This is a genomic window from Nonomuraea sp. SBT364 (assembly GCF_001083785.1).
Lineage (GTDB): Bacteria > Actinomycetota > Actinomycetes > Streptosporangiales > Streptosporangiaceae > Nonomuraea.
The window spans coordinates 38053-50583 of record NZ_LAVL01000005.1 but is presented as its reverse complement, the minus strand read 5'-3'; the positions used below and the strand labels follow the sequence as shown (position 1 = coordinate 50583).

The following is a 12531-nucleotide window of genomic DNA, read 5'->3' as shown; positions in this document are numbered from 1 at the left end:
TATCCGGGAGCGGGTGTCATGGCATCGGGCAGATCCATCAGGTTCAAGATCTCGACGCTGCTCGTCATCCCGTTGGTCTCCCTGATCGCGCTGTGGGGCTTCGCCGCGAGCACGACGTCGAGGGAGGCGCTGAACCTCCTCAAGGTCGAGACCTTCTGGACCGGGATCATCAACCATGCCGACTTCCTGGTCGTCCAGCTGCAGAACGAGCGCCTGGCCTCCGCCGAGCTGCTGTCCGGCGCCACCACCGACACCCGGGAACTGGCCGCCGCCCGCGCCAAGTCCGACGAGGTCAGGAAGCGGCTCACGGACAACGCGCTGACCGAGGACACCCAGGAGTCGCTCAACGAGGACATGAAGATCCAGCTCCAGGCGGCGCTCAAGGCCATCGAGGGGCTGTCGGAGATCCGCCGGCAGGTGGACGGCCGTGAACTCACCCCGCACGACCTGGTCACCAGGTACGCGTCGGTCCCCGACGCCATCGACCGCCTCTACGCGGCGTTCACCGTCAGCACCGACGTCGAGCTGTCCCGGCAGGCGCAGGGCCTCATCGCCGCCCAGCAGGTGCGCGAGCTGCTGAGCCGCGAGCACGCGCTCGTCGTCGCGGGCAACGGGGGCGGCGACCCGGCCAAGTGGACCATGGCCGAGGTGCACATGCTGGCCGGCATCGACGGCGCCAGGACGTACCTGTTCCCCAAGGCCCTGGCCAACCTCGACGCCGAGATGCGGGCCCCGCTGGAGCGGGTCGCCGCCTCGCCCCGCTACGCCACGATGGAGCGGGCGCTGCAGACCTACGTCGCCGGGAAGCCGATCGACATGCAGCTCTGGCGCGGCACGGTCGACCCGGTGCTCAAGGACTACACCCAGGCCATCTACACCCTGGGCGACATCCTGCTGGCCCGGATGGAGCCCGCCGGCATGGTCATCATCGTGCGGGCCGCCGTGGCGGGCGCGCTGGGGCTCATCGCGGTCGTCTTCTCCGTGTTCATCTCGATCCGGGTGGGCCGCCGGGTCTCGCGCGAGCTGGCCGAGCTCCGCCACACCGCGCTCGACCTGGCCGAGGTCCGGCTGCCCGAGGTCGTCGCCAAACTGCGCACCGGCGAGCGGGTCGACATCGCCGCCGAGGCGCCGCCGCTCACCGTGGCCGAGGGCGCGACCAGCGAGGTCGCCGACCTGGCCACCGCCTTCGACAGCGTCCAGCACACCGCCGTGGACGCCGCCGTCGAGCAGGCCAGGCTCCGCGAGGGCATCGCCCAGGCCCTGCGCAACCTGGCCCGGCGCAGCCAGTCGCTGGTCCAGCGGCAGCTCAAGCTGCTGGACGAGATGCAGCGCCAGACCGAGGAGCCCGAGGCGCTGGAGCGCCTGTTCAAGCTCGACCACCTGACCACCCGCATGCGCCGCCACGCCGAAGGGCTGGTGCTGCTCTCGGGCGGCACCGCCGGACGCCGGTGGCGCGGCGTCATCCCGGTCGAGGACGTGCTGAGCGGCGCCGCGAGCCAGGTCGAGGAGTACACCCGGGTACGCGTCTACCCGATGCCCGAGAGCGGCGTCACCGGCGCGGCCGTGGCCGACCTGATGCACCTGTTCGCCGAGCTGATCGAGAACGCCGCCACGTTCTCCTCCCCGGGCAACGAGGTGTCCGTCCGCGGCGAGCTGGTCGGCAAGGGGTTCGCCGTCGAGATCGAGGACCGCGGGCTCGGCATGCCCGACGCGGAGCGCGAGGCCGTCAACCGCCGCCTGTCCAGCCCGCCCGACTTCGACCCGGCGCAGACCGAACGACTCGGCTTCGCCGTCGTCGGCATGCTGGCGGCCAGGCACGGCATCAGCGTGACCCTCAAGCCCTCGCCGTACGGGGGCACCACGGCGATCGTGCTGGTGCCGGGCGCCCTGGTGCAGCCGATGCCGTCGCCGCAGCCGATGGAGCCGCTGGAGCCCGTCAGGGTCTCGGTCGTCGGCAACGACACCGGGCCCGGCGAACTGCCCCGCCGCGTCCGTACCGCCGCCAGACGCGGCATCGAGCAGCGCATCGAGCAGCGCATCGAGCAGCGCCAGGAACCGGGGCTGCCCCGCAGGGTGCGGCAGGCCAATCTGCCGCACCAGCTCAGGCAACCGCAGGAACCCGCCGAGCCCGTCGAGGAGCGCTCACCCGAGGAGGCCAGGGCCCTGCTCTCCTCGCTCCAGTCAGGCTGGCAGCGCGGGCGTCAGGACACCGACCAGGATGGGGGAGCGTGATCGTGAGCCGCGAGCACGAGTGGGTTGACGACGAGGCCGGGCCCGTGGTCCGGCCGTACGCGGTGGCGCGGGGGCGCACCAAGGCCACCGCCGCGCTCGACCTGCTGGCGACCGTGGCCCCGACGGGGCAGCCGGCGCCCGCGCAGGCCGACCTCGGCGCGCAGCACCGGCGGCTGCTCGGCTGCGTCGCGGCGCAGTCGAGGCCGGTCGCCGAGGTGGCGTCGGAGCTGAGCCTGCCGGTGCAGGTCGTCCGGGTGCTCCTCGGCGACCTGCTCGGCTACGGCCTGGTGACGGTACGGGCGCCGATCTCCAAGGAGTCCTCCCCGACGGAGAGCCTTCTCAGAGAGGTGATCAACGGCCTGCGGGCGCTCTAGCCCGCCGCGGTCAGCGTCCGCAGCGAGTGCTCGACCAGGGTGATCATGACTTCCTTGGCCGAGGTGCGCCGCCGCACGTCGCACAGCATCACGGGCACGTCGTCGTCGAGGTCCAGCGCGATCCGCACGTCGTCCACGCTGTGCTGGTCGGCGCCGTCGAAGCAGTTGACGGCCACCACGAACGGGGTGCCGCGCTGCTCGAAGTAGTCGACCGACGGGAAGCAGTCGGTCAGCCGCCGGGTGTCGGCGATGACGACGGCGCCCAGCGCACCGTAGGACAGCTCGTCCCACATGAACCAGAACCGCTCCTGCCCCGGCGTGCCGAACAGGTAGACGACCAGCCCCTCGCGGATCGTGATGCGGCCGAAGTCCATCGCCACGGTCGTGGTGGTCTTGGCCTCGACGCCGTCGAGGTCGTCCACCCCCACACCGCGGTCGGAGAGCACCTCCTCCGTGCGCAGCGGTTTGATCTCGCTGATCGAGCCGACCAGCGTGGTCTTGCCCACGCCGAACCCCCCGGCGATGAGGATCTTCAACGCGACGGGGTCCTCAGAGAGCACGGAGTCCATTGATCACTTCCTTGAGAATGCCCTCATTCGGGCGCGACCCAGCCGCTGCGGGGGCCGACACAGAGATGAGGCCGTGGTCACGCAGGTCGCCGAGCATCACCCGGACGACGCCGACAGGCAGGTCGAGCTCGACGGCCACGTCGGCCACCGAGATCGGATTACGCGCGGCACGCAGGATGAGCGCCTGTTCGGGGCCGAGGTCTGCGGGAGGTTCCCCGACGGCGCTCACGGTGGCGATGAGATCGAGATTGTCCCCCGAGGACCTCGTGCGGCCGCGGATGAGGGCGTAGGGCCGGACGACCGGCCCCGCGTCCTCGTCCAGCCACCGCGGGGTCTCGCTCACGGCGTTGCTCGCGGATTGGTGGTGATGTGCTGGCCCACCCGCTTCACCAGCATCGCCATCTCATAGGCGATGTGCCCCACGTCCACGTTGGCGTCGGCCAGCACGGCCAGGCAGGTGCCCTGACCCGCCGCCGTCACGAACAGGAACGCCGACTCCATCTCCACGATGGTCTGGCGCACGTCCCCGCCGCCGAAATGCCGCCCGGTGCCGCGCGCCAGGCTCTGGAAACCGGCCGCCACGGCCGACAGGTGTTCGGCGTCCTCCCGGCTCAAGCCCTTGGAATGGCCGACGGCGAGCCCGTCGGTCGACAGGATGACCGCCTGCCTGACCGCACCCACCCTGGTCGTCAGGTCGTCAAGCAGCCAGTTCAGCTCACCGGTGTTGGTCGTCGGCACACTCATGCCTCCCCCTCCTCATTCACTTCTTCTCGGGCACGTTGGGTTCCCCGCTGGAACGCGGAGAACAGGTCGCGTACCTCGTCGGGAGAGCGTTCGTTCTTCCGCTCAGGCTCCGGCTCGGACTGCTGGAGCCGGGATGACAGGTTGGCCTGCCTGACCCGCCTTGGCAACCCCGCGTGCGTGCCGCCGCTCACCACCGCGAGCGCCTTCTTCCGGGTACGGCTGGGCAGCGCCGGCAGTTCGTCACCGGAGGCGGTCAGTTCCTCCTGGTCGGTGACGAGCGGGCGCGGCACCAGCACGATGGCCGTGGTGCCGCCGAAGGGGGAGCGGCGCAGCAGCACCTTGATGCCGTGCCGCTCCGCCAGCCGGGCCACCACGAACAGGCCGAGCCTGTCGCTGTCGGCCAGGTCGAACTCGGGCGGATCGACCAGCAGCGCGTTGTACGTCGCGTACTCCTCCGCCGGCAGCCCCAGCCCGCGGTCCTCCACCTCGATCGAGTAGCCGTTGCTCACCCGGTCGCCGCGCACCTCGACGGCGGTGTCGGGCGGGGAGTAGATGGTGGCGTTCTCCACCAGTTCGGCCACCAGGTGGGTGAGGTCCGCGGCGGCGGCGCCGTCGATCGCGCCGCCGGGCATGTTCGCGACCGTGACCCTGGTGTAGTCCTCCACCTCGGCGACCGCGGCGCGCACGATGTCGACCACCGGCACCGGCTTGCGCCAGGCCCGGCCGGGGGCGGCCCCGGACAGTATGATCAGGCTCTCGGCGTGCCGGCGCATGCGGGTGGTCAGGTGGTCCAGGCGGAAGAGCTCCTCCAGCCGGTCGGGGTCGTGGGTACGCCGCTGCATGCTGTCGAGCAGCGAGAGCTGGCGGTGCAGCAGCCCCTGCTTGCGCCTGGCCAGGTTGAGGAAGACCTGGCCGACGCCGCGCCGCAGCGCCGCCTGGCCGACGGCGGCGTGCACGGCCGTGCGCTGCACCGAGCCGAACGCCCTGGCCACGTCGGTGATCTCGGCCGAGCCGCTGACCTTGATCGGCTTGGCCTCCTTCTTGACGTTGACCTCCTCGCCGGTGCGCAGCCGCTCGACCAGGTCGGGCAGGCGCCGCTCCGACAGCTCGACGGCCGCCGACCGCAGACCCGCCAGCTCGGCGCCCAGCCGCCGGCCGAAGCGCACCGAGATGATGATCGAGGCGAGCACCGCGATCAGGCCGACGCCGCCGGCCACCCCGATCTCGACCTTGGTGGCGGTCGCCCCGTCGGCCGCCCGCGCGGCCAGCGTCACGGCCGACTCCGCGCCGAGCCGGTCCAGCTCGGCCATCAGCCGGTCGGCCGCCGCCGCCCAGGAAGGGCCGTCGGGGGGCGGCGTGCCGGTGCGGATGATCCGCGCCTCCATGGTGGCGAACGCCTGGAACAGCTCGCTCTTGAAGAGCTTCTCGTACGGCGCGCGCAACTGGACGTCGAGCCCGGCCTGGCCGCGTGCGTGCAGGAACTTGCGCGAGGAGACGTACTCGGTGAAGGCGGACGCCTCCGGCTCGGTGAGCCGGCGGTCGAGGAGCGACGCCTTGATCAGCGCGCGTTCCCTGGAGACGAACTCGCGCGCGTTGCCCATGGTCTGCAGGGAGGAAGCCTGCTGGTAGATCGTCAGGTCGGGGACCGGGGTCAGGTGGTCGTAGAACCGGAACATCGCGTCGAGCACCCGGTTGTACTCGGTCAGCCCGGTCAGCCGCGAGCTGTAGCCGTCGTCGATGCCGTCGCGGATCGGGCCGAGCCGGTGCAGCTCGGCCTCCAGCGTGTCGATCTGCCCGCGCAGCTCGACGCCGACCGCGCCGCCGGCCTCGGTGACGGCCTGCCGGAACTCGCTGAGCGCCTGGTCGGTGAGGGCGCGCTGGGCGCCGAGATCTTCGGTGAGCTTACGTGTGGTAACCGCCACCATCGACCGCTCCCGCTCGGCCTGAAGCTTAAGCCCCAGGTCGGTGGAGGCGATGCCGACCGTCTGGTAGAGGGTGTCGCCGCGGAGGAGGGACTGGCCGTCGCTCACGGTGAGGTTGAGCACGAAACCCCAGAGCGCGCTCAAGGACAGGAGGGGTAGCAGTAACAATAAAAAGATCTTGAACCGAATTGACCGGTTTTGCGAGCCCATGTCCCAACCTCGGAGTCGAGGGCATTTCACACCTTCGTGTAAATACACCTCCGGAAGATCGCACAGGAGACTAGCACCGATTATGCGTCCGGCGCAGGGGGAGGAAGGGGATGATTAACGCGATTACCCGGCAGTGAGTTCCGCGACGGCGCGATGGGCCGAGGAGATGGCCGCATCGGCCCGCGCGGCGGGCACGGAATCGGAGCCGGCGATCGCGATCCGGCCGAACCGGCGCCGCGCGGTCTCGGCCGGCGTCGGCCCGTCCGGGTGGAACGGATGCCACGGCCGGCAGTACTCCGGCGCGTACCCGTGCCCCCACCGGTAGACGGTGATCGCCTCGATGTCCCCGGCCGGATCGAACCCGCCCGCCCCGAGCAGACGGCCGAGCTGGTCGCGCACGCTGTGCTCCAGGGCCGCGTAGGGCGTCCTGATGAGCGCCCGCCGCCCGGCCGCCGCCCCCGCCGCCGGCCCGAGCTCCGACAGGCAGGGCGCCGCCAGCAGGTGGGCCCGCGAGCCGTCCACCTCCGTCGCGGTCCAGTACGCCCCGGTCCAGCGGGCTCGGCCCCGCCACTCCTGCGGGCCGCGCAGCCGTACCACGGCCTCCACCAGCGGCATCTTGACCGCCTGCCGCAACGCCGCCCGCTGGTCCTCCGGCAGGTCGGGCACCAGGTACGGGATGACCATGTGCCAGCAGGCCAGGATCGCCGCCCCGGCTCGCACGGTCCTGACGGCGTGCCCGTCGAAGTAGCCCACGACCACCCCCGGCCCGTCGTTGCGCACCGACACCACCGGACTGGACAGCCGCCACCGCGCCCCCGGCATGCGCTCCGCCATCCGCGCCACCAGCGACCGCACACCCCCCGCCAGCCGGTACGCGGGCCGCTCCCACTCCTGCTTCACCGTCGGGGAGTTGAACCGCGACGGCTTGCCCGGGTCCAGCCCGAGCCCTCCGAACCCCGGGTACGAGCTCCCCCACGCGTCGATCGCCCCGAACGCCTGCGTCCCGTACCCCCACGCCGCGCTGGGCATGGTCCGGCAGAACCGCTCCACGTCCGGATGCGCCCGGCACACCTCCAGCAGGAACGCCGAGTACGTCAGCCCGGCCAGCCGCTCCTCCTTCTCCGCGTGCGACAGCCCGGGGAACCAGTCGGGCGGGTCGGTGTGCAGCCGCACCAGGTCGCGCCTGGCCTGCTCGGCGATCGGCAGCCGGGCGGCCCACGCCGCCACGTCGCCGCCCTGCGGGACCAGCGCGTCGATCCCGAAGCTCTCCCGGTCGCACATCACGCCGTCGTACGACTCCGTACGGGCTGCCGTTCGCGTGGGCACGCCCAGCTCGTCGACGAGCGCGCGGGCCTCGGGCGTCCGGATCGCGGCGCCCGTCCAGCCGCCCGGCCGCAGTTCCTCGCCCCGCGTGTGGCCGCCGAGCTCGTCGTGGTTGTCCAGGACGAGGACCCGCGCGCCGGGGACGCGGCGCAGCCACTCGTAGGCCGCGCTCACCCCGCTGACGCCGCCGCCGACCACCACCAGGTCGTACTCCTCGCCGGTGGGGGTGCCGGGCTCGGCGTGCGCCCAGAACCGGCCGTCGCGCAGCGCGTGCGGCACGCCGAGCGCCTGCGCGGTGTCCCCGCGCACCCCGGCCCCGGACCAGCCGGCCGCCGGCGACCCGTCGGCCGCGAGCGCCCCGTCGGCGGCCAGGGCCGCGTCCGGCGACGCCATGGCCGCGACGCCCGCCGTCATGGCGACGCCGTCGAAGAAGTCGCGGCGCGAGATGGGCAGTCCGGTGAAGTCACTCATCCCGCGATCATCGAAAGTCCCGGGCGAATGTGGCGTCATGCCGCGCAGAAGACCGGCAACATTTTGCACGACCTGGTACCGGAAATTCCCCTTTGCCATCCGGCAAAGGGCTCACTGACCAGGGCTTACGTAACAAAGTCGCTGAATCTCGCGTTGCCCGGAACCGAGCCCCGGGCTTCCTCTAGCGTTTATCCACTGCCGTGCCGATGAATGGAGCATTCATGCTCAGGACCCTTTCCGTAATATGTCTCAGCATGACGGCCATAGCGGGCTGCTCATCCGGTGAGCCCCCCGCCCAGAGTCCCGCCAAGGCCGCCCAGCCGTCCGCGTCCACGGCCCCCCAGGCGGGCAAACTCCGCACCGCCCTGCTCCCGGCCCCCAAGGGCATGCGCGTCGCGTACGGGCCCGAGATCGGCCGCTTCGGCACCCTGACGTCCGTCAAGGAGGGCCTGGCCGCCGTCCGCCAGACCAAACTCGACCGCCCGGAATGCGCCGGCGCCACCCAGCTGGACCCGGCCAAGCCGGAGATCGCCGGCGCCCCGGCCGCCGTCATCGCCTTCTCCTCGCCCCGCGGCTCGATCACCCAGGCCGTCGTCGAGCTCCCGCGCGGCGCCTTCCCGGTCGCCCTGCCCAAGCAGTGCGCCGCCTACCACGCCGACGTCCAGGGCACCAAGGTCACCTACCGCACCCAGAACCTCTCCATGCCCCGCCAGGGCGACGAGTCCCGCGCCTACCTCACCACCGCCAGCGGCGGCGACCGCAACGCCCAGATCGGCTCGATCGTCATCCGCCGGGGCAACGTCGTCATGAGCCTCATGGTCGTCGGCCAGAAGGTCAAGCGCGCCGGCCTCATGGAGCTCGGCCGCCTCGCCGACCACAACCTCTCCCGCCTCGCGGCCTGACCATCGCGGCATACATACCTGGAACATACCGGCCGTCATTAGAGTCCCCTTCCGTTGAGAAAGTGGGCTTCTTATGGGGCTCGTCCAAGGGAAGGCTCTGTCATGCGGGGTATTCGTGCACATGTGGTCGCCGCGGCGGTCGTACCTCTTCTGACCGCCGGAGTGGTCGCGGCCCTCCAGCCGGCGGCGGCAGCGTCGTCGGCGAGGTCTGCCGGCGTCGCATCCAGCAGCGCCGCGAAGTGCATCCTGTGGCCCGGCACGCCGAAGAGAACCAGCCGTGGGACCAGCGTGATCGGCGCGGGCACCGTGTCGAGCGACTGCAAGATGCAGGTCACGCTCAAGCTCCAGCGCAAGCGGTGGTACGGCTGGCAGACCATGGGCAACGACACCTGGCTTCCCAAGAACAGCAGGAGCGCGTCCGTCGAATCGGGCTGCAACGGGACCAGCTACACCTGGCGTGTGCACATGTACTCCGACGAGGCGGGCGGCGCCACTGCGGGAAGCGTGAAAATCAGCTGCTGACCACACCATCCCCGATTCCGCGTTGATGGTCCGCCGGAGGGATCTCTGCCGAATCGGCGGAGAGTCACCTCCGGCGGGGCGTGGCGTCGCGCGGGGTCAAGGTCGCCAGCCCAGCTCGACCGAGCGGCGGCAGCGGTCGGGGGCGTCGCCCGCGCTGACGAACAGGGCGGTCAGCAGGGGCACGCCGTGGGCCAGAGCCTCGGGAGGCAGGGGGCCGGTGGCGACCAGCGAGGCCAGCCCGTGCCCGATCATCCAGGCCTGCGTGGCCAGCTCCAGCGGGTCGACGCCGGCGCGGAAGCGGCCGGCCGCCGACGCCCGTTCGACGCCCCGGACCAAGTAGTGCAGCGTGTCGTCGGCCGCCGCCGGGTTCTCCAGCTCGAACCCGGCGTCGAACATGACCCTGTACAGATCGGGGACTGCCAGGGCGTTGGACAGATAGGCGGCCCCGAGAGCGGCCAGGTCCCGTACCGGATCCTCTGACGGCGTGATCGTGGCGAGGCGGGCGGCCAGGCGGGTGAAGCCTTCCTGCCGCATCGCCGTCCACAGGCCGTCCATGCCGTCGAAGTAGGTGTAGACGGCCATGGTCGACACGCCGGTGCCCGCCACCAGCGAGCGGAGCGTGACCGGCTGCCGGGCGGCGAGCATCTGGGCGGCCCGGTCGATGAGCAGGGACCGGACCGCGGGGTCTTTCATCCTCACCATGTCCCCACAATACATAACACTGCTATGTTATGAGGGACAGTCGAGCAGTGAGGAGCGGACATGAGCGTGACGCTGGTCAACCCCGACGGGTTGCCGAAGCCGGAGGTCTATCGTCAGCTGTCGATCGCGACCGGTTCGAGGCTGGTGTTCCTGGCGGGCCAGGTGGCCCGCGACGCCGAGGGAAGGCCGGTCGGCGAGGGTGACCTGGCCGCCCAGGTCGAGCAGGCATACCTCAACATCGCCACCGCCCTGGCCGCGATCGGCGGGTCGTTCGACGACGTGGCCAAGCTGACCGTCTACGTCGTCGACTGGACCCCCGACAAGATGCCGCTGCTGGGCGAGGGCGTCGGCCGGGCCGCCGCCAGGCTGGGATCGACCCGGTCAAGCCGATCACCCTGCTGGGCGTGGCCGCGCTGGGCGAGCCCGACCTGCTTGTCGAGGTCGAGGCCACCGCCGTCCTCGACTGACCCCGATCAGATGAGCACGTGGTCGTCGGGGCGGCCGACGAAGGAGAACTGGGCGTTGCGGGTCAGCTTGATGTGGTCCGCCTGCCAGGTGTGCATGGACGAGTCCGCGCTGCGCCAGTAGACGAAGTTGAACCGGTCCGCCGAGTAGATCTTGACCCCGTCCTCCTTGAGGCGCCGCACCAGGTGGGTGTCCTCGCCGCGGGTCAGGTCGGGGAACTGGTAGGAGCGGAACATGTCCGCCTTGCCGAGGAAGCTGCCGCCCTGCACCAGGAACGAGTAGCGGTGCTCCAGCCCCGGCAGGCGCAGCATCGTGGTGTTGCTGCCCTCGAAGTAGGAGTAGTGGGCGCCCTTGCCCGTCAGCTCGGCGTCGGTGTAGTCGAAGGACCGCGCCAGGTCCGACAGGTAGTGCTCGCCGTACAGGTTGTCGTCGTCCATCTTGGCGATCAGCTCGCCCTCGGCGGCGTCGATGCCGAGGTTCATGCAGGCGCCGAGCGACAACTCGGGGGCGGCGGGCAGGACGACGACGTCGGTGATGCCGGCCATGCGGGCCTTGTCGGCCACCACGACGGGGTCGATGTCGAGCCCGTGCAGCACCATGATGAGCTGCAGCGGCCGGTGGATCTGCTTGGCCACCGAGGAGATCGCGTGCTCGATCTGCGAGGCCCGGTTGGTCGGCAGCACGACGGAGATCGACCGGGTCCGGGGCGTGACGGGGCGGCCGAGAAGCTGGAGGATCTGGTCCACCCGGTGCGAGAACAGGTGCTTGTCGAACACCTCGCGCATCGCCAGGTGGCCCATCCGGGCGCGCAGCTCGGGGCTGTTGATCAAATGCAGGACCTGGTTGTACGACTCGATCGGCTCGCGGGCGATGGGGACGAGCTCGCCGAACGTCTCCTCGATGGCCCGAGACCACCCGGACACGACGGGGGTGGCGCAGGCCGACAGCTCGAAGACGCGGCGCGCGCACATGGTGGGCGAGTCGAGCACCGAGTTGACGTTGAGGAAGACCTTGTACATGCGGTAGGCCGCGAGCATCTGGTCGTAGGGCAGCTCGCCGACGATGTGCGGGCGGTACTTCTCCGGCCAGCCGTACTTCTCGTCCACCTCGCCGTTGCGGGCGAAGATGTGCAGGCCGAGCTCGCGTACGGGGTCGAGGACGGTCTCCATCTGCTCGCGCCGCTCGGGGTGCTTGTCGCGGAAGTACATGCCGCCGAAGACGACGTCGTGCAGCCGGCCCTGCTTCTGCTGGATCGGGTTGTGCACGCGCGGCTGCGCCGCGAACTGCAGCACGTCAACCCGATCATGTCCCAATATTTCGCGATATTTCGGCACCATGTCGCCGTCGCACGTGAACACGTAGTCGAACAGCTGGGCCGTGTCGATGAAGAAGTCGAAGTTCGGCGGATCTTCCTTGTTCCAGAAGACCGTCGGGATGCCCTCGGCCCGGCACCACGCGACCAGCTCGCGCAACGGCTCCTTGGGCGCGTTGGTCCCGGTCATCTGATAGCGCCAGCGGCCCTGGTTCCCGTGCCAGGCCGACTCGCAGAACAGCAGGTCGGGCCGCCGCTCGGCGAAGATCTCCGGCCAGTCCTTGAGCCCGAACTCGATCTGGTCCCACTCGTAGCGGAACGCCATCCTGGAGAAGTCGTCCAGGATCACGGCCACCTTCAGCTCGGGCCGGTTGACGGGCCCGAGCGGCCACTTGACCGGCGGGATCTCGACCCTGGGCGGCCGGTGGTTGGCGGCCTCGACGGCCTCGGTGACCGGGATGGGCGGCTTGGGGGCCCGCTCCCGGGACCGGACCGCGTCCAGCACCTTGCCGGGGCTCTTGGAGCCGATCGCCTCGCCCAGCTTGAACGTCCGCTTGGCCTGGGTGGCCTCCAGCTTCCAGGCGGCGTAGGCGGCCTTGGCCTCGGCGATCTCCAGCCGCCTGCGCAGCTCCACGACCTCCGCCTCGTAGCGCTCGACGACCTTGCGCTCCTCAGGCAGCCAGTTGACGGGACCGAGCCGCTGGAACGCGGGCTCTTCTGGGGTTTCGGCCATGAGGTATCGCCTATCGCTCTGCGGAGGATTGTCATAGTACGGCGGAGACC

The 12531-nt window shown here is 70.8% G+C and carries 12 protein-coding genes; 5 read left to right on the top strand and 7 right to left on the bottom strand.

The features are described from left to right. Nucleotides 1–18: 18 nt before the first annotated feature. The gene (locus ADY59_RS04190; protein ID WP_049557814.1) at nt 19–2232 is read left to right on the top strand and encodes a sensor histidine kinase; all 2214 of its coding nucleotides are present in this window, start codon (nt 19–21) and stop codon (nt 2230–2232) included. 2 nt (nt 2233–2234) lie between these two features. Further along, on the top strand, nt 2235–2606 hold the full coding sequence (locus tag ADY59_RS04185) for a DUF742 domain-containing protein (RefSeq protein ID WP_049558091.1): 372 nt from the start codon (nt 2235–2237) through the stop codon (nt 2604–2606). Here ADY59_RS04185 and ADY59_RS04180 read toward each other — a convergent pair. The 5 genes from ADY59_RS04180 to ADY59_RS04160 form a co-directional block, all read right to left on the bottom strand. After that, nucleotides 2603–3175: a GTP-binding protein gene (locus ADY59_RS04180; protein ID WP_049557812.1), complete on the bottom strand. Its 573-nt coding sequence runs from the start codon at nt 3173–3175 to the stop codon at nt 2603–2605. The genes ADY59_RS04185 and ADY59_RS04180 overlap by 4 nt on opposite strands. Beyond that, the gene (locus tag ADY59_RS04175; protein ID WP_049557810.1) at nt 3156–3518 is read right to left on the bottom strand and encodes a DUF742 domain-containing protein; all 363 of its coding nucleotides are present in this window, start codon (nt 3516–3518) and stop codon (nt 3156–3158) included. Before ADY59_RS04175 ends, ADY59_RS04180 begins: the two co-directional genes overlap by 20 nt. Beyond that, nucleotides 3515–3919, bottom strand: coding sequence for a roadblock/LC7 domain-containing protein (locus tag ADY59_RS04170; RefSeq protein WP_049557807.1), 405 nt, complete (start codon nt 3917–3919; stop codon nt 3515–3517). The genes ADY59_RS04175 and ADY59_RS04170 overlap by 4 nt, the downstream gene beginning before the upstream one ends. Then, on the bottom strand, nt 3916–5985 hold the full coding sequence (locus ADY59_RS04165) for a sensor histidine kinase (RefSeq protein WP_197093428.1): 2070 nt from the start codon (nt 5983–5985) through the stop codon (nt 3916–3918). The genes ADY59_RS04170 and ADY59_RS04165 overlap by 4 nt, the downstream gene beginning before the upstream one ends. Nucleotides 5986–6174: 189 nt before the next feature. Beyond that, nucleotides 6175–7845 (bottom strand): FAD-dependent oxidoreductase, encoded by a 1671-nt coding sequence (locus tag ADY59_RS04160; RefSeq protein WP_049557803.1) that lies wholly within the window; start codon nt 7843–7845, stop codon nt 6175–6177. A gap of 254 nt (nt 7846–8099) precedes the next feature. On the opposite strand from ADY59_RS04160, the gene ADY59_RS04155 reads away from it, so the two are divergent. Beyond that, on the top strand, nt 8100–8747 hold the full coding sequence (locus tag ADY59_RS04155) for a hypothetical protein (protein WP_049557801.1): 648 nt from the start codon (nt 8100–8102) through the stop codon (nt 8745–8747). 102 nt (nt 8748–8849) lie between these two features. After that, a complete protein-coding gene (locus ADY59_RS49595; RefSeq protein ID WP_156325283.1) occupies nt 8850–9269 on the top strand; it encodes a hypothetical protein in 420 nt (139 codons plus the stop codon). A gap of 96 nt (nt 9270–9365) precedes the next feature. Here ADY59_RS49595 and ADY59_RS04145 read toward each other — a convergent pair whose 3' ends face one another. After that, nucleotides 9366–9971: a TetR/AcrR family transcriptional regulator gene (locus tag ADY59_RS04145; protein WP_197093427.1), complete on the bottom strand. Its 606-nt coding sequence runs from the start codon at nt 9969–9971 to the stop codon at nt 9366–9368. A 60-nt stretch (nt 9972–10031) separates the two neighbouring features. Here ADY59_RS04145 and ADY59_RS48325 point away from each other — a divergent pair, with 60 nt between their 5' ends. Then, a complete protein-coding gene (locus tag ADY59_RS48325; RefSeq protein ID WP_442937673.1) occupies nt 10032–10559 on the top strand; it encodes a RidA family protein in 528 nt (175 codons plus the stop codon). Here the strand turns inward: ADY59_RS48325 and ADY59_RS04140 are convergent. Beyond that, nucleotides 10445–12481, bottom strand: a complete 2037-nt coding sequence (locus tag ADY59_RS04140; protein WP_049557794.1) for a glycosyltransferase family protein — start codon at nt 12479–12481, stop codon at nt 10445–10447. The genes ADY59_RS48325 and ADY59_RS04140 overlap by 115 nt on opposite strands. Between the last annotated feature and the right edge of the window lie 50 nt (nt 12482–12531).